Source organism: Sphingomonas phyllosphaerae, from assembly GCF_029623345.1.
GTDB lineage: Bacteria > Pseudomonadota > Alphaproteobacteria > Sphingomonadales > Sphingomonadaceae > Sphingomonas > Sphingomonas phyllosphaerae_C.
Window position 1 is genome coordinate 197,193 of the sequence record NZ_JAPYKH010000007.1, and the last position, 17,489, is coordinate 214,681.

Here is a 17,489-nt window from a genome sequence, read left to right on the forward strand (position 1 = left end):
TGGGGCAGCCAGCATCGTGACCGGGCCGGGCGGCCGCGCGGCACCGCCGGTGCGCGGGCTCACCGACGAATATGGCGCCGGCTTCGTCGACCCGATGCACGCGCACGACTGGATCCAGGTGCTGTACGCCTGCTCGGGCGTGATGTCGGTGGAGACGCCGGCGACCAGCTTCGTCGTGCCGCCGCAGCGCGCCTTGTGGCTGCCGGCGGGGCAGCGCCACGAGGTGTCGTGCCGCGGTCCGGTGTCGCTGCGCACGCTCTACGTCGACCCCGCGCTCTACCCCGATCCGCCGCCGTGTCGCGTGATCGAGGTGAGCGACTTCCTCAAGGCGCTGATCCTCAAGGTCGTGTCGTTCGGCGCGGACTATGACGCGAACGGCCACGCCGGGCGCATCGTCGCGGTGCTGCTCGACGAGATCGCCGCCATGCCGCTGGCGCCCTATGGCGCGGTGATGCCGGCCGACGCGCGCCTGCTGCGCGTCTGCCGCGCGATCCTGGCCCAGCCCGCGGACGACCGCGACGTCGACGATTGGGCGCGCGTCGCGGGCATGGGGCGGCGCACCTTCACGCGCGCGTTCAAGCGCGAGACCGGGATGGGGCTGGCGGTGTGGCGGCAGCAGGTACGGCTGATGGAGGCGCTGTCGCTGATGGCGGCGGGGCGCTCCGTCACGACGATCGCGTTCGACGTCGGCTATGACAGCCCCAGCGCCTTCACCGCGATGTTCCGCCGCGCCTATGGCGTGCCGCCCAGCCTCTACGCGTTGCCGTGACGCGGCCCGCACGCGCGCATCATCGGCCCGCGCGCATAGGGGCGGCAGGCACGACTCCGTGCGAGAGCGACGGGCGAGAACGAAACAGCGTGACGGGCCGCGAGCGCCCGCGCGAGGAGCAGGACGCATGACTCTCACCAGCGAGGCGCTCGCCGCGCACGACGACGTCGATCCCGATATCCGGCGCTTCGTCGTCGCGCTCAACCACGGCTACGGGCAGTTCTCCGACTTCGCCGCGCTGCCGCTGCCCGAGCGCCGCGCCGCCGCGGAGGTGGTGCGCGCGCCGTGGCGCGCCGGCGGGCCGGTCATGGCCGAGACGCGCGACGGCACGCTCGCCGGCTGCCGCGCGCGCTTCCATTATCCGAGCACGAGCCGCACGCCGCGACCGGCGCTGCTGTATGTGCATGGCGGCGGCTGGACGATGTTCAGCATCGACACGCACGATCGCTTGATGCGCGAATATGCCGCGCGCGCCGACGTGGTGGTGGTCGGGATAGACTATAGCCTGTCGCCCGAGGCGCGCTTCCCGGTCGCGCTCGACGAGGTGGTCGCGGCCTATCGCCAGCTGCGCGCCGGTGCGGCCGCGCACGGCATCGCCGCGGACCGGATCGCGGTGGGCGGCGACTCGGCCGGTGGCAATCTCGCGGTGGCGATGAGCTTGCGGCTGCGCGCGCTGGGCGAGCCGCTGCCCGCCGCGCTGCTGCTCAACTATGGCGCCTTCGATCCCGCGCCCTCGCCGAGCTACGCGCGCTACGACGGGCCGGCCTATATGCTGACGATCGCGGAGATGGACCGGTTCTGGCGCGACTATGCCGGTGAGCCCGCGACGCTCGACGACCCTCTGGTGGTTCCCGCGCGCGCCGACCTGACCGGCCTGCCGCCGACCTTCGTGACGATCCCCGAGTGCGACATCCTCGCCGACGCCAACCGCGCCATGGCCGAGCGGCTCCATGCCGCCGGGGTCGCGGTCGAGGCGTGCGTCTACCCCGGCGCGACGCACAGCTTCCTCGAGGCGGTGTCGGTCTCGCCGCTGGCCGACGCGGCGTTCGACGACGCCGCGCGCTGGCTCGCGGCGACGCTGGGGCACGCGCCGGCGTGAGCTTCGTCCCGCTCTCGCCGGACGAGATCGGCAGGCTGATCCGCGACCACCCGCTCGCCTGGGTGGTATCGGACGACCGCGACGCCACGCTGCTCCCGCTCATCGCCGAGTGTGACGCCGAGGGCACGCCGGTGGCGCTGGTCGGCCATTATCCCCGCCGCAACCCGCAGGTCGCCGCGTTCGAGCGTGACCCGCAGGCGCTGATCCTGTTCCGCGGCCCCGAGGGCTATGTCTCGCCGCGGCTGGTGTCGAATGCGACCTGGGGCGCGACGTGGAATTACGCCGCGCTGCGGATCGTCGCCACGCTCGCCTTCGTGCCGGAAGAAACCGAGGACGCGCTGCGCCGCCTCGCCGCGCAGCTCGAGCCCGCCGGCGGGTGGCGGCCCGAGCAGATGGGCGCGCGCTTCGACGCGCTCGCGCGCCACGTCGTCGCCTTCCGCGCGCGGATCGTCTCGTGCGAGCCGCAGTTCAAGCTGGGCCAGGACGAGCGCGCGGCGACCTTCGCCGAGATCGTCGCCGGGCACACCGACGCGGCGCTGGTCGCCGCCATGCTGAGGAACCGTCCCGACGATGCGCGCTGACCGCGCCCCGGCCCGATCGAACGCGATCACGCCCGCGTGCTGAGCGGTCCCTCGGCGCGGATCCTCGCCGGGCTGCTCCCGTTGCTGCTGGCGATCGGGACGGTGCCCGACATCTTCCGCACGCTCGGCAACGTTACCGCCGACCTGGCGGTGCTGCGCATCGTCGGCGCGCGCGGTTCCGTCGCGACGTCGCCGCGCGGCGACGACCGCCTTGCGCGGGACAGGCGATGATAGCACGGGCTACCGCCCGGGGTGTGCGACGTTCCCCCCGATGACGATCCCGCGCCTTCCCCTCGCTGCCGGCATGGCTGTGGTTGCGGCGATGTCGTCCGCCGCGGCGCCGGCGCCGCGGGACGCCGTGGCCGCGCTGGTGCCGCAGCCGACCGACCGGGCGCGCCTCTTCGTCCTGACCGACATCGGCAACGAGCCGGACGACCAGATGTCGCTCGTCCGCCTGCTGCTCTACGCGCAGGCGATCGACATCGAGGGGCTCGCCGCGGTCACCTCGACCTGGCTGCGCACCACGACGAACGCGCCCACGCTGCGTGCGATCGTCGCGGACTATGGCGCCGTGCGCCCGCAGCTGGTGCGCCACGCCCGGGGATGGCCGACCGCGGACGAACTGCTCGGGCGCGTCGTCGAGGGGGTTCCCCTTTATGGCATGGCGGGGGTGGGCGAGGGCCATGCCTCCGCGGCGTCCCGCGCGATCATCGCCGCGGCCGACCGCGCCGACGCGCGGCCGCTGTGGATCAGCGCCTGGGGCGGCACCAACGCGTTGGCGCAGGCGCTCTACGACGTGCGGCGGACGCGATCGCCCGACGCGCTGCGCGCGTTCGTGTCGCGGCTGCGCGTCTATGCCATTGCCGACCAGGACGATTCGGGCGCGTGGATCCGGCGCGAGTTCCCCGACCTGTTCTTCATCGTCTCGCCCTCGTCGCAGGACAGCGGTGACTATGCGGCGGCGACCTGGACCGGGATCAGCGGCGATGTCTTCTACCGCAACGGCGCGGGGGCCGACGCGCGCACGGTGACCAATGGCTGGCTCGACCGTCACATCCGCGGCGACCGGCCGCTCGCCCGGCATTACCTGCGCTTTGCCTATATCATGGAAGGCGACACGCCGGCCTTTCTCGGACTGATCCCGAACGGGCTCAACCGCCAGGACCAGCCCGACTGGGGCGGCTGGGGCGGGCGCTACGTGCTTCGCCGTCCCGCCGGCGAGACCCGCGCGATCTGGACGCAGGGCAGCGACGACACGCTGCGGCTGAGCTCGCGCGACACGGTGTTCGGCCGCGACGGCCGGTCCCACGTCTCGGATCAGGCGACGATCTGGCGCTGGCGCACTGCCTTCCAGCATGATTTCGCGGCACGGATGGCCTGGACGTACCGCCCCTGGAGCGGCGCCAATCACGCTCCGCTCGCCGCCATCGACGGCGATACCGGCACGGCGACGGTGCGGCGCGACGTCCGGCTGGGGCAGACGCTGCGGCTCGACGCGAGCGCCAGCGCGGATCCCGACCGCGGTCGGCTGCGCTACCGCTGGTACGCCTATCCCGAGGCGGGGCAGCCCGCGGGGCAGCGGTCCGCGGTGGTGACGATCGCGGGCGCGGACCGCGCGATTGCTGCGATCACGCCGACGCGGCTCTGCGACGCGCCGTGGCCGACGCGCGCGGCGAAGTGCGATCGCGGCACGATCCACGTCGTGCTGGAGGTGACCGATGACGGCTTGCCGAGCCTGACCAGCTACCGCCGGATCATCCTGTCGGTGAGCCGCTGAGAGCGGGACGCCCGGCCGCGGCCGCGCGTGCCTTCGAGAACAAAAATTGGCTCCCGAGGAATGTCCTCGGGAGCCAGGGCAAGGCCAAGGGGAAGCGGCCTAGAGGGTGAGGCGCAGGCCGAGACGGAAGGTGCGGCCGAGCACGTCGTACAACACCGGGTTGAACCCGTAGGTCACGCCGTTCTGCGGCGAGGGTTCGGGCGCCTTGTTGAAGAGATTGTCCACCTTGGCGTAAGCGGAAATGCTCTTGCTGATGTTGAACGAGCCGCCCAAGTCGACGTACAGCGCGCCCGGCATCGTGTTGTCGCTGATCGTGGAGATGTTGCCGGTCGGGTCGGGAGCGGGGCAGCTGCCCGGATCGCACTCGATATATTCGTTCGAGTAGACGCCGTCCGAGAACCAGCGCTCGGTCACCGACAGCGAGAAGTCGTCCGTGTCCCAGCTCTGGATCGCGAACACCTTCCAGTCGGGCACGTTGCCGCGATTGTTGCCGGCCTGTTCGGTCGGGATCGTGCCGGGCAGCCCGGACGTCTCGGTATAATGCAGCGTGCGCGTGGCGAGGCCGCGGATGGTGAACGAGCCGGGCATGCCGATCCCGCTCAACGGCCGGCGATAGCTCGCCTCGATGTCGAAGCCGTTGGTGCGGACGCGCGCGAAGTTGAACAGCTGCTCGTTGACGAACAGTGGCCCGGCGGCGGTGTCGAGATTGAAGGAGGAGCAGAACTGCGCGATGTTCTGCAGGAAGCATTGGTTGATCGCCGACTGGCCGGTGAACGGCGTGATGATGCCTTCCACCTTGATGTTGTAATAGTCGAACGAAGCGCTGAAGCCCGGCAGGAACCCGGCGGCGGCGCCGTCGAAGACGATGCCGCCGGTGGTGTTGCGCGAGGTCTCCGGCTTCAGCGCGGTGTTGCCGATCGTGTTCGACGGCGCCTGGACGAACTGCCCCGCGGTCGGCGAGCTGCCGGGCGCGCGCGGATCGAGGAAGGTGGCGTTGGCGAAGGTCGGCGTGCGGAACAGCTCGGACAGATTGGGCGCGCGCACGTCGCGCGAGGTCACGCCGCGCAGCTTGATGCCGGTGAGCGGCGTGTCCCAGGTGCCGCCGACCTTCCAGCTCGTGATCCAGCCCGAGGTGCTGTAGCGCGTCTGGCGGATGCCGGCGTTGATGTTGGCGCGGCCGATCTGGTCCTCGTTCGAGATGGGGATGTCGAGCTCGAGGAAGCCCTCGTGCACGTTGTACCGGCCCGTGCCGTTCTTGTAGTTGCCGGCGTACCAATTGCCGCCGGTGCGCGTGTTCTGCGTCGGGTCGGCGGGATAGTCGCTGGTGTTCGGGTTCTCCGCGCTGACGCCGTTGCCGTAGGGATCGGCCTTGGTGCGGTACCATTCGCGACGATATTCATAGCCGAAGGCGATCGACAGCGGGCCCGCCCAGGTCGAGACCGGCTGGCCGTTGAAGCTGATCGCGCCGGCGTTCTGCGTCGACCAGGTGTGCTGATAGGGGCCGATCGCTGGCTTGACGTAGTTGAGCGCGGCCTCGGTCACGCCGCCGTCGCCGATGATGTTGAGCGGGACGCAGCCGGCGGCGCGCGCCGCTGCATTGGCGCAGCCGATCGTGCCGTTGGGCAGCCGCACCGCCTGGTAGGCCGCACGGAAGCGCGAGATGTTGAGCATGTTGTCGACGTGGAGGTCGGTGTAGTTGCGCCCGTATTCGTAGTAAGCGTCATAGCTCCACTCGGTGCCGAGACCGCGGAACTTGCCGTTGGCGCCGACGACGTAGCGCAGGTTGGTGCGCACCGGCTTGACCTCGATGAAGTCGCCGAGCTGCGCCAGCGCCGAGCCGTACTGGAACTGGGTGATGCCCGCGTTGGTGCAGGCCTGCTGGATCGACTGCGGCACGAACGGATTGGCGTTCGCGTTGTTGAGGCCGCACTGGATCGTCAGATTGGCCTGCTGGGCGTAGCCCGGGTTGGGCGAGTTCTCCGAGCTGACGCGCGACCCGTTGAACGAGAAGTACACCTCGTTGTTGGGCGCGAAGTCGAAGCCGACGCGCGAGTAGTAGTTATAGCGCTCCAGCTTGGAGGCGAGGCTGGTGCCCGCGCCGACCACGCCGCTGGTGTCGCCACCCGAGCAGAAGGAGGGCGTGCAGCCGGTCACCGCGCCGGTCCCGGTGGGTACGCCGTTGGAGCCGTACTGGAACTGATAGGGCTGGCCGTTGGCGCCGAACGCAATGCCCTGGAGCGGGCCGGAGGTGATCAGGCCGAACTTCGAATATTGATATTGCTGCGCGTTCTGGATGTAGAAGATGCGCGGCTGGCCCGCGGGCGTGTTGGTCACGCCGGTCTGGACGAAGGCGGGCGAATTGTACCAGTCGCGGCCGTTGGCGCCGACGATGCCGAAGCCCGGGTTGGGCACGCCGCCCTGCCGGCCATATTCGGCGCTGACCACGACGTGGAGGCGATCCTCGTAATAGCTGTTGCCCCAGGCCGCCTGCGCGGTGACGCCGGCGTCGTCACCATAAGTGGTGATGCTGCCCTGGACGTTCGCCTTGAAGCCCTTGAAGCGCTTGTCGGTGATGAAGTTGACCACGCCGCCGACCGCGTCCGACCCGTAGGACGCCGAGGCGCCGCCGTTGACGACGTCGACGCGCTGCACGAGCAGCTGCGGGAACTGGCTGACATCGGGCACGCCCGAGTAATTGGCGCCGACGAAGCGCTGGCCGTCGAGCAGCGTCAGCGTGCGGATCGCGCCAAGCCCGCGCAGCGAGAAGGAGCTCAGCCCCTGGATGCCGCTCGACGTGCTGCCCACCGAGGTGGCGCGCCCGGTCGATCCCTGAAGGGACGGCAGCTGCGTGACCGCGTTGAAGATGTTGGGCTGCGCCAGCCGCTGCAGATCGGCCGCGCCGATGACCTGGGTCGGGGTCGGCGCGTTGAAGCCGCTCGAGGTGATGCGCGAGCCCGTGACGATGATGTCGCTGCCCGGTTCGGCGGCGGGATCGGGCTGGTCGACCGTGGCGGCGCTGTCGGCGGTGGCGGGGTCGGCGCCCGACGGCGTCGCCGCCGCCGAGCCGGGCTGGGTCGTCGGCGAGGGGGGCGTCTGAGTCGCGGGCTCGGTCTGTGCCTGTGCCGGCATCGCCAGCGCCATCGCGAGTGCCACACCGCTCGCCGCCATCAGTGTGCCGCGGCGACACGCAATGGTGCCACGCCGAAGCTTCATCTCGAACGCCATCATGTCCAGACCCCTCTCCCGTTCATGGGCGAAGCAGGTCGACGCTCTCGCGGCGTATCGGTGACCCGATGTGTCCGGCGGTCGTTCCGCTCGAACAGATGCCGCCGGCCGAGCGTCGCCGACCTGATCCTCTCCGTCCCCCGAGTTGTCTGACAGATTTGCATCATTGTCGACAGAAAAGTTGCAGTGTGTGCACCGTCGTTTCTTACAATGCGGTGCGGCTCGCTGGAGAGGGCAATCCACCGCCGCGTGCCTTGCTCCTGCACCTGCATGTAGCGGCGTTAGCGATTGCGCCCGAAGACAAAGGGATTGGTCTGACCGCCTCGTCAATAGCGGAGCAGCTCAAGCTGCTCGAGAGTGCCTCATCACCGGCCGCGCCCGATGCCGGCGCAGCGATGGCGCCGAGCCGCGCGGACGACCCAGGCGGTGACGGTCATCTCGCCTGCGGCAGCCCGAAGACATAGACGGCATAGCCGGTGATCGGGCGATGCACCTCGGTCAGCATCGTGCCCGGCTTGAGCTGCGGGCTGCCGCCGCCAAGCGCGGTGGTGACCGCGACATATTGCTGGCCGTCGACCGCGAAGGAGACGGGAAAGCCCTGCACCGTGGTGCCCAGCCGCGTCTTCCACAATGTCTCGCCGGTGCGCACGTCGACCGCGCGGAAGACGCGGTCGAAATCACCGACGAAGGCGAGATTGCCCGCGGTCGACACCACCGAGGTGAGGAAGGGCGCGCGCTGCTGGACGGTCCACAGCGGCGCGCGGTCGCGCGCGCGATAGGCCGAGAGCCGACCCAGATTGCCGCCGGTGCCGGGCATCTCGTAATAGACCTGGCTGCCGTTGCCGAGCATCAGCACGCAGCTCTGGCTGAGCGGGATCACCAGCGCGTCGCTCGGCTGGTGATAGCTCATCGCCTGCCAATTGTGCCCGCCCTCCGGTCCGGGGCAGGAGGCGAGCCACTGGTCGGACTGCTGCTTGACCACGTCGTCGCGGTAGCTCGGCCGGCCGGTCACCGGGTCGATCCGCGTGAAGACGTTCTGGAACACGGTCTCGGTCGCGCCCAGGAATTTGCCGCTGGCGCGGTCGAGCTGCCACAGGATGCCGGCCTTGCCGATCGTGTAGAGCGACTTGCGCGCGCCGTGATCGACCAGCACGCGCTCGAACACCTCGTCGAGGTCGAAGGTCTCGCCCGGGGCATGGTTGAACCACCAGCGCAGCTTGCCCGTGGCGGGATCGAGCGCAAGCGTCGAGTTGGCGTAATCGGTCGCCCCCGTGGCGGAGCCGCGCTCGTCGCGGCGCCACGGCTTGCCCTGCGCGGTGCCCCAGTAGGTGGTGTCGAGCTCGGGATCGTAGGTGCCCGCGATCCAGGTCTCCGATCCCTTGCGCTCGTCGTCGGGCAGCGCGCCCCAGCTGTCGCCGCCGGGCTGGCCGGTCAGCGCGACGGTGGTGAAGGTCCAGTCGCGCTTCCCCGTCGCGGCGTCGTAGGCGCTGATGTAGCAATGGTCGGGCGTGCCCTTGCGCCCGCAATTGGTCATGCCGACGATCACCTTGCCCTTGATGATGATCAGGCCGCCGGTGGAGCGGCCGACGCCGGGCTTCTCGTCGGTGATGTGCGTCTTCCACACCTCCTCGCCGCTCCGCGCGTCGAGCGCATAGACCCAGCCCTCGGGCGTGTTGACGTAGAGGTTGGTGCCCCACAGCCCCATCGCGCGCGTCTCCACCGAGGACGGGCCGGGCCCGGCGCTGGTGGGGAAGGGGCCGAGCCGGTTCTCCCACAGCAGCTCGCCGTCGCGCGCGTCGAGCGCCTGGATGACGTTGCCGACGCCCCACATGTACATGATCCCGTCGTGGACGATGGGCGTGTCCTCCATCGTGCCGTTCTCGGGCATGGACCACATCCACTTGAGCTGGAGCCGCGCGACGTTGCCCGTGTCGATCTGCGCCAGCGGGCTGTAGCTCCACCCCTGGTAGTTGCGGCGGAACATCAGCCAGTCGCCCGGCGGCGGGTCGCGCAGCATCGAGTCGGTGACGGGGCGATAGTCGGCGATCGCGCCCTTGAGGCTCAGCCCCGGCCTGCTCGGCAGCACGAAGCGGCCGGGATCGGCATATTTCACCTTCTGCCCCGGCGCGGCGAAGCCTGCCGAGGTGGCCGGCGCGGCGGCGCCGCCGGGGCCGTTGGCGGGGGCGGCTTCCTTGGCGCCGCCGATCTGCGCCTCCTGCGAGGCGGTGCTGCCCGCAGGCGCGCCGGTGGCGGTGGTAGCGTCGGGGGCGGCGGCAAAGGCGTCCGCGGGCGGCTTCCCGCTCGCCACCGCGCCGAGCAGGGTTGTCGCCTGCCGGTCGAGCGGCGTGGCGCCCGCGGGCGCACCATTGGCGTAGAGGATATAGGCGACGATCGCGTCATAGGTTGCGTCGTCGAGGCTGGCGCCGCGGCCGTACGGCATCGAGGCGTGGATCTTGCTGTACAGCGACGCGACCGCGCGCTTGCCCCAGACGGCGTTGAACGAGGCGCCGGTCAGCGCGGGCGCGTCGGTGGCGCCGGCGAGGTCGGGCTGGTGGCAGGCGGCGCATTGCTCGGCATAGGCGCTGCGTCCCGCGGCGACCTGCGCGCGGGTGAAGAGCCCGCCGGGCTGCTGCGCGACCGCGATCGTGCCCGCGAGCGTGGCGCCGGCGACGGCGAGCAGGAGCGCGGTGCGGGCGCGGGCATAAGGGGCCAAGTGTCGCATGGTCAGCGCCGCGGCGTGTCGAGCTGGGGCAGGAACCAGGCGCCGCGTTGCGGCTCGCCGGGGGTGGCGCGCGCATGCGCGGGGAGCAGCCAGCCCCACAAGGTCCCCTTCGGCCCCCAGCTATAGCCCGGCGGCGCCTTCTCGCTGTCGACCTGGACGTACAGCCGCCCGGTGCGCAGCGCCGCGGCCTGCGCCTTGCTCAGCCGGTAGCGGCCCGCGATCGTCCCGTCGGTGTCGCCGCTCACGGTGAGCGCCAGCGCCTTGCTGCCCGGCACGCCGATCGCGGGCCCGATCAGCAGGTGCGCCGCGGTGGCGCGCGAGGGCAGTCCGCGGAAGCGCCCGCTGACCGTCAGCCGCGCGCCGTCGAGCCGTGCCTCCGCCTCGCCGCGGCCGGCGATCACCGCCTTGGTTTCGTCGTCGAGCGGCATCGGGCCGAGATCGGCCTGATAGTCGGCGGCCGGCAGCGGGGCGGCGAGGATCGCGGTCAGTAACAGCCCCGCCAGCGTCCAGCGCATTCCGATCCTCCCCGCCGCCCTGCCTCGCCCTGACGATGATCATCGTCAGTGTGCTTGACGTGGTTTCAGATCGCATACAAGATTGCGCCTGTCCATACAAACGGCGCGCCTACGGGCAGCGTCGCAAAAAGGAGAGTGGGATGAAAGGGTTGCTGTACCTGGGCGGCGCGGTCGTGGCGCTCGCCGGCGGCGTCGCCGCCTCCGCCCAATTCTCCGGCCGCGAGGATCCGATGCCGGTAACCCAGCCCAAGATGCCGGGCGAGTATTGGGCGCCCAAGCCCACGCAGCCGACCGCCTACGCCGCCCCCAACAAGGTCCATTGGAAGCTCGCCGACATCCGTGCGACGCATCGCGGCCAGAGCGACTGGGTCCATCCCGTGGTGCGCAATCCCGAGCAGGACGCCGATTATGTCTCGCTCGGTGCGGGCAAGAAGACCAAGCCGCGCTTCTTTGCCGACGACCGCATCATGTTCATCGTGTGGGACGGCAGCCTGCGCGTGACGATCGACGGCACCGAGCCCTTCACCGCGACCAAGGGCTTCATGGTCAGCGTGCCGTTCCGCCACGTCTATTCGGTGGAGAATGTCGGGCAGCAGCCGGCCGTCTGGTTCGAGGTGCGCCAGGCCGGCACCGCGCCGCTCTACCCCGCCAGCGAGACCCCCGATCCGGTCAAGGGCCGCACCTATGTCAAGGTGATGGGCAACCCCGGCCCGGCGAAGGATCGCGATACCAACCCGATCTACGTCGATTTCTTCAAGACGATCGCGGTCGGCGACAAGCCGTACAACGGCAAGTTCGTGTGGGACGATCACTGGACCTCGAACATCCTGCGCGGCAAGGCCGCGGACGCGGTGCCGCCCGACACCAACAAGGGCCATTTCCACACCGAATGGACCGAGTTCTGGTTCATCATGGAAGGCAAGATCGGCTACAAGATCGAGGGCTTTCCCTATTTCACTTCCGAGCCGGGCGACGTCGTGACCGCGGTGCGCGGGCGCTGGCACCGCGCCGGCAACGATCCCAGCGCGCCGATGTCGACGCGCATCCCGATCAACCCGCGCCCCGTCATCCTCCACAATTTCGAGCCGGCGCACTGAGGCGGCCGGCAGGGGATCGCGCGATGCGCTTCACCCGACGCGCGCTGCTGGCGCTGCCGCCGCTCACGCTGCTGGCGCTGCGCGCGCCGTTCGCGGCGGCGCAGGTCAGCGCGCGGCGGCGCGTTCCCGGCGACACCGACTGGCTGCACTATGCCAACGATCTGGCGAGCACGCGCTACGCCGCGCTCGACCAGATCAACGCGGCGAATTTCGACAGCCTTGAGGTGGCGTGGCGCTTCCGCACCGACTCGCTCGGCGCACGCCCCGACTATCAGCTCGAGGCGACGCCGCTGGTGGTCAACGGCGTGATCTACTCCACCGCGGGGTCGCGCCGCGACGTGGTCGCGCTCGATGCCGCGACCGGCGAGCTGCTGTGGATCCACCGCGAGGACGAGGGCGAGCGCGCGCGCAAGGCGCCGCGCCAGCTCTCCGGGCGCGGCGTGTCCTACTGGACCGACGGCAAGGAGGAGCGGCTGCTCTACGTGACGATCGGCTATCGGCTGATCGCGCTCGACCCGCGCACCGGCCAGCGCGTCCCCGACTTCGGCAGCGACGGCGTGGTCGATCTCAAGACCGGGTTCGACCAGGAGATCGACCTGATCGAGGGCGACGTCGGGCTCAACTCGACCCCGCTCGTCGCCAAGGACACGGTCGTGGTCGGCGCCGCGCATACCGCGGGCAACGTGCCCAGGACGCGCGACAACGTTCGCGGCTATGTGCGCGGCTACGACGCGCGCACCGGACGACGGAAGTGGATCTTCCACACCATCCCGCGCCCGGGCGAGTTCGGCTATGACACCTGGCTCGACGGCACCGCGACGATCGGCAACGCCGGCATGTGGTGCCAGATCTCGGCCGATCCCGCGCTCAACCTCGCCTATCTCGGCATCGAGCTGCCGACCGGCGACGTCGGCGGCCAGTATCGCCGCGGGCCGGGGCTGTTCGGCGAGAGCATCGTCGCGGTCGATCTCGATAGCGGCGAGCGCAAGTGGCACTATCAGCTCGTCCATCACGGGCTGTGGGACTATGACATTCCCTGCGCCGCGATGCTGCTCGACGTGCCGGTCGGCGAGCGCATGCGGCAGCTGCTGGCGCAGCCCACCAAGCAGGGCTTCCTCTACGTGCTCGACCGCGCCACGGGGAAGCCGATCTGGCCGATCCCCGAGCGCAAGGTCGCCAAGGGCGACGTGCCCGGCGAGTGGTACGCGCCGACCCAGCCGATCCCGTCGCGCCCGGCCGCGTACGACGTCCAGGGCGTCGGCGACGACGACCTGATCGACTTCACCCCGGAGCTGCGCGCCAAGGCGCTGGCGCTGGCGAAGAACTATCGCCGCGGCCCGCTCTTCACCCCGGCCTCGATGTTCGACCGCGAGGGCACCTGGGGCACGCTCACCGCGCCCAACCTGACCGGCGGCACCAACTGGCCCGGCGGTGGCGCCGACCCCGAGACGGGCGTGGTCTACGTCTATTCCAAGACCGTGGCCGACGTGATGAGCGAGCTGCCCAACGACGACCCGAAGCGCTCCGACTTCGCGGTCATCAACGTGCGCGGCATGCCCGACGCGCCGCGCCGCGGCGACCACACCTATGGCGCGCTGACGGTGGAGGGGCTGCCGCTGCTCAAGCCGCCCTATGGTCGCCTCACCGCGATCGACCTCAAGCGCGGTGCGCATCTCTGGCAGGTGGCGCACGGCGAGACCCCCGACACGGTGCGCAATCATCCCAAGCTCAAGGGCTTGACGATCCCGAAGACAGGGCGCGCGGGCAATGTCGGGCCGCTGGTGACGAAGACGCTGGTGATCTGCGGCGAGCCCGGCGTCTTCACGCTGCCCGACGGGCGCCGCGGCGCGATGCTGTGCGCCTATGACAAGGCCAGCGGCGAGCAGAAGGGCGCGGTCTACATGCCCGCGGGCCAGACCGGCGCGCCGATGACCTACATGCTCGACCAGCGCCAGTACCTCGTCATCGCGATCGGCGGCGGCGCGTACAGCAGCGAGCTGGTCGCCTTCCGTCTCCCCGCCGCATGAGCGGCCCGTCCCCAGAGGTGCGCATGACCCATCCGTCGCTCCGCCCGTCGCTCGCTGTCGCGCTGGTCGCGCTGCCGGCCGTCGCGCTGTCGCAGGCCGCGCCCCGAAGCGTCTGGGGCGGCGTCTACAGCGCGGCGCAGGTGCAGCGCGGCGCCGCGGTCTATGCCGCCAGCTGCGCGAGCTGCCACGGCGACGCGCTCGGCGGCAACGACCAGGCGCCGGCGCTGGCGGGCAGCGGCTTCCTCGCCAATTGGAACGGCCAGACCGCGGCGGCGCTGTTCACCCGCATCAAGACGACCATGCCGTTCGACAATCCCAACTCGCTCGGCGCCGCCAAGGTGGCCGACGTCGAGGCGATGATCCTGTCGAAGAACGGCTTCCCCGCGGGCGCGGCGGAGCTGCCGAGCGATGCGGGGGCGCTCGGCGCGATCGCGATCACGCAGGACAAGCCGGGGGCGTGAGCGCCCACCGACCCTTGCCGCCGCTCGCGGACATTGTATGCAAGGTGCATAAGATGAGTACACACTGGCGCCGGGGAGCGGGGCGGGGATGACGACGGGCGATCAGCCACTGGCAGGGATCCGGGTGCTCGACGTGTCGCAGGTGATGGCGGGGCCGTTCTGCTGCATGCTGCTGGGCGACATGGGCGCCGACGTCATCAAGGTGGAGCCGCCGCACGTCGGCGACAGCTCGCGCCGCTCGATGGGATTCCGGCTCAAGGGCGAGGACAGCCCCGGCTTCCTCGCGCTCAACCGCAACAAGCGCAGCATCGTGCTCGACCTCAAGGACGCGGCCGACCGCGACACCTTCTACGCGCTGGTCGACACCGCCGACGTGCTGGTCGAGAACGGGCGTCCCGGCGTCGCGGCGCGGCTGGGCATGGGCTATGAGACGCTGCGCGCGCGCAACCCGCGGCTGATCTACGCGAGCATCTCGGGCTTCGGCGCGAGCGGACCCTGGGCGACGCGGCCCGGCTACGACCTGATCGCGCAGGCGATGTCGGGGCTGATCAGCGCCGTGGGCCTTCCCGACGCCGAGCCGGTCAAGAACACCACGCCGGTGGGCGATCTCGGCTCGGCGCTGTTCGCGGCTTATGGCATCCTGTCCGCGCTGTTCGTGCGCGAGCGCACCGGCGAAGGGCAGCTCGTCACCGCCTCGCTGTTCGAGGCCGCGCTCGGCCTGTCGGTATGGGAGACCGCGGAGCTGTGGGGCACCGGCAAAAGCCCGCGCCCGCTCGGCAGCGCCAACCGCATGTCCGCGCCCTATCAGGCAGTGGAGGCGGCGGACGGCTGGTTCGTCTTCGCCGCCGCCAACCAGAAGCTCTGGCTCGCGCTGCTCGGCGTGATCGATCGCGCCGAGCTGGCGGACGACCCGCGCTTCCTCGACAATAGCGCGCGCGTCGGCAAGGCGCGCGAGCTGATCGAGCTGCTGCGTCCCAGCTTCCGCGCGCGCACCGTCGCCGACTGGGTCGACGCGCTGCTCGCCGCGGGCGTGCCGGCCGGGCCGATCCTCGATTACGCGCAGTCGACCACCAGCGCGCACGCGCAGGCGCGCGCGATGGTGCAGGACATTCCGCATCCGGTGGAGGGCAGCATCAAGGCGCTCGGCTTCCCGGTGAAGCTGTCGGCGACGCCGCAGCAGGTCCGCTATCCCCCGCCGCTGCTGGACCAGCACGGCGACGAGATCCGCGGCGAGTTGCGCGCGGCGGGCCGGCTGGCGCAGGGCGCGACGGCGTGAGCGCGGGCGTCACCCGCTACGAGAAGCAGGGCGCGGTCGCACGCATCACCTTCGACCGCCCCGCCGCCTATAACGCGCTCACCTGGGACATGTGGCGCGGCCTCGGCGACGCCTGCGCCGCGATCGCCGCCGACCGCGAGGTGCGCGTGGTCACGCTGCGCGGCGCGGGCGGCAAGGCGTTCGTCTCGGGCACCGACATCGCCGGCTTCCGCGACTTCACCGGGGGCGAACAGGGTGTCGCCTATGAGGCGGAGATGGACGGCTATGTCGGCGCGGTCGAGGCGCTGCCGCAGCCGGTGATCGCGATCGTCGACGGCTGGGCGGTCGGCGGCGGGCTGGCGCTGGCCTTCGCGAGCGACTTTCGCGTCGCCGCCGCGGGCGCGCGCTTCGGTTCGCCGCTCGCGCGGACGATCGGCAACTGCCTGTCCGCGCGCGGCTACGGCCGGCTGGTCCAGCATGCCGGCGTGGCGATGGCGAAGCGGCTGCTGCTCGGTGCCGAGATCGTCGACGCGGCGGAGCTGCACGCGCTCGGGCTGGTCAACGCGGTGGTCGCGCCCGGTGAGATCGACGCCATCGTTGCCGCGCTGGTCGAGCGGCTGCTCGCGCATGCGCCGCTGACGATGGCGGTGAGCAAGGAGGCGATCCGCCGCGCCGCCGTCGCCGCGCAGCCCGACATCAGCGACCTGATCGCGCGCGTCTACGGCAGCGTCGATTTCGCCGAGGGCGTGCGCGCTTTCCTCGCCAAGGACACGCCGCAGTGGCGCGGCGCGTGACCCTGCGATGATCGCCGCCTCGATCGACGATTTCCGCGCGATGGCGCGGCGGCGCCTGCCCGACTTCCTGTTCGAATATATCGACGGCGGCTCCTATGCCGAGGAGACGCTGCGCGCCAACACCGCCGATCTCGCCGCGCTCAAGCTGCGCCAGCGCGTGATGCGCGACGTCGACGGGCTCAGCCTGGGCACGACGCTGATGGGGCAGGCGGCGGACTTCCCGGTGGCGCTCGCGCCGATCGGGCTCGCCGGGCTGTACGCGCGCCGCGGCGAGGTCCAGGCGGCGCGCGCGGCGGCGGCGGCGGGCGTGCCGTTCATCCTCTCCTCCTCATCCTGCTGCGGGATCGAGGAGGTGGCCGCGGCGGCGCCGGTGATGCTCCAGCTCTACATCATCAAGGACCGCGGCTTCATGGAGGACCTGCTGGCGCGCACCGCCGCGCTGGGGGTCGAGACGCTGGTGCTGACGGTCGACCTGATCGTGCACAGCCCGCGGCGTCGCGACGTACGCACCGGCCTGACCGGCGACCAGGGCGCGGCGGCGCGGCTGCGGCGCGCGGTGGAGATCGCGCGCCATCCGGCGTGGGCGTGGGACGTCGGCGTGCGCGGCCGGCCGCATACGCTCGGCAATTACGCCGCCAAGATGCCGGGCGGCGCGGGGCTGGCCGAGTTCACCGCCTGGGTCAGCCGCAACTTCGACGCTTCGGTCACCTGGGCCGACCTCGACTGGCTGCGCCGGCATTGGCGCGGGCGGCTCGTCATCAAGGGCGTGCTCGACGCCGAAGACGCGCGCGACGCGGTCGCCGCCGGGGCGGAGTCGATCATCGTTTCCAACCATGGCGGTCGCCAGCTCGACGGCGCGCCCTCCGCGATTGCGGCGCTGCCGCGCGTGGTGGCGGCGGTCGACGGCCGCGCCGAGGTGCTGATGGACGGCGGCATCCGCTCGGGCACCGACATCCTGCGCGCGCTGGCGCTCGGCGCGCGCGGCGTGCTGCTCGGGCGCGCCTGGGCCTATGCGCTCGGCGCGCAGGGCGGGGCGGGGGTGACGCGGATGCTCGCGCTGCTGCGCCACGAGTTGGCGGTCGCGATGGCGCTGGCGGGGCAGCGCGACGCGACGGCGGTGGGGCGCGACGTGCTGGTCGCGCCGCCGCGCTGAGCGACTCGCCGCTT

Annotated in this window: 14 protein-coding genes; 11 read left to right on the forward strand and 3 right to left on the reverse strand. The window is 71.1% G+C overall.

Features of this window, described 5'->3' with window-relative positions; translation table 11 throughout:
• The first annotated feature begins 16 nt into the window (after positions 1-16).
• The 5 genes from QBJ89_RS09490 (at position 17) to QBJ89_RS09510 (ending at position 4,226) form a co-directional block, all read left to right on the forward strand.
• The gene (locus QBJ89_RS09490; protein WP_277980273.1) at positions 17-769 is read left to right on the forward strand and encodes an AraC family transcriptional regulator; all 753 of its coding nucleotides are present in this window, start codon (positions 17-19) and stop codon (positions 767-769) included.
• A 127-nt stretch (positions 770-896) separates the two neighbouring features.
• Positions 897-1,868, forward strand: coding sequence for an alpha/beta hydrolase (locus QBJ89_RS09495; RefSeq protein ID WP_277980274.1), 972 nt, complete (start codon positions 897-899; stop codon positions 1,866-1,868).
• Complete coding sequence (locus tag QBJ89_RS09500; protein ID WP_277980275.1) at positions 1,865-2,449, forward strand: FMN-binding negative transcriptional regulator; 585 nt, start codon at positions 1,865-1,867, stop codon at positions 2,447-2,449. The genes QBJ89_RS09495 and QBJ89_RS09500 overlap by 4 nt, the downstream gene beginning before the upstream one ends.
• Positions 2,450-2,485: 36 nt before the next feature.
• On the forward strand, positions 2,486-2,680 hold the full coding sequence (locus QBJ89_RS09505) for a hypothetical protein (RefSeq protein ID WP_431522525.1): 195 nt from the start codon (positions 2,486-2,488) through the stop codon (positions 2,678-2,680).
• Between the two features lie 40 nt (positions 2,681-2,720).
• Positions 2,721-4,226, forward strand: a complete 1,506-nt coding sequence (locus QBJ89_RS09510; RefSeq protein ID WP_277980276.1) for a nucleoside hydrolase-like domain-containing protein — start codon at positions 2,721-2,723, stop codon at positions 4,224-4,226.
• 99 nt (positions 4,227-4,325) lie between these two features.
• On the opposite strand, the gene QBJ89_RS09515 is transcribed toward QBJ89_RS09510, so the two are convergent.
• From QBJ89_RS09515 to QBJ89_RS09525, 3 genes are all read right to left on the reverse strand, one after another.
• Complete coding sequence (locus tag QBJ89_RS09515) at positions 4,326-7,439, reverse strand: TonB-dependent receptor plug domain-containing protein (RefSeq protein WP_277980277.1); 3,114 nt, start codon at positions 7,437-7,439, stop codon at positions 4,326-4,328.
• Positions 7,440-7,884: 445 nt separating this feature from the next.
• Positions 7,885-10,173: a PQQ-binding-like beta-propeller repeat protein gene (locus QBJ89_RS09520; protein ID WP_277980278.1), complete on the reverse strand. Its 2,289-nt coding sequence runs from the start codon at positions 10,171-10,173 to the stop codon at positions 7,885-7,887.
• A 2-nt stretch (positions 10,174-10,175) separates the two neighbouring features.
• Positions 10,176-10,688 (reverse strand): CHRD domain-containing protein, encoded by a 513-nt coding sequence (locus tag QBJ89_RS09525; protein ID WP_277980279.1) that lies wholly within the window; start codon positions 10,686-10,688, stop codon positions 10,176-10,178.
• 140 nt (positions 10,689-10,828) lie between these two features.
• On the opposite strand from QBJ89_RS09525, the gene QBJ89_RS09530 reads away from it, so the two are divergent.
• The 6 genes from QBJ89_RS09530 to QBJ89_RS09555 all read left to right on the forward strand — a co-directional run bounded on the left by QBJ89_RS09530 (position 10,829) and on the right by QBJ89_RS09555 (position 17,475).
• Positions 10,829-11,785 (forward strand): hypothetical protein, encoded by a 957-nt coding sequence (locus tag QBJ89_RS09530; RefSeq protein ID WP_277980280.1) that lies wholly within the window; start codon positions 10,829-10,831, stop codon positions 11,783-11,785.
• 23 nt (positions 11,786-11,808) lie between these two features.
• Positions 11,809-13,812, forward strand: a complete 2,004-nt coding sequence (locus QBJ89_RS09535; RefSeq protein WP_277980281.1) for a PQQ-binding-like beta-propeller repeat protein — start codon at positions 11,809-11,811, stop codon at positions 13,810-13,812.
• Between the two features lie 23 nt (positions 13,813-13,835).
• Entirely contained in the window at positions 13,836-14,273 is a 438-nt protein-coding gene (locus tag QBJ89_RS09540) for a c-type cytochrome (RefSeq protein WP_277980282.1), read from the forward strand.
• Between the two features lie 88 nt (positions 14,274-14,361).
• Complete coding sequence (locus QBJ89_RS09545; RefSeq protein WP_277980283.1) at positions 14,362-15,549, forward strand: CaiB/BaiF CoA transferase family protein; 1,188 nt, start codon at positions 14,362-14,364, stop codon at positions 15,547-15,549.
• On the forward strand, positions 15,546-16,322 hold the full coding sequence (locus tag QBJ89_RS09550) for an enoyl-CoA hydratase (protein ID WP_277980284.1): 777 nt from the start codon (positions 15,546-15,548) through the stop codon (positions 16,320-16,322). The genes QBJ89_RS09545 and QBJ89_RS09550 overlap by 4 nt, the downstream gene beginning before the upstream one ends.
• Positions 16,323-16,329: 7 nt before the next feature.
• A complete protein-coding gene (locus QBJ89_RS09555; protein ID WP_277980285.1) occupies positions 16,330-17,475 on the forward strand; it encodes an L-lactate dehydrogenase in 1,146 nt (381 codons plus the stop codon).
• Positions 17,476-17,489 lie beyond the last annotated feature (14 nt).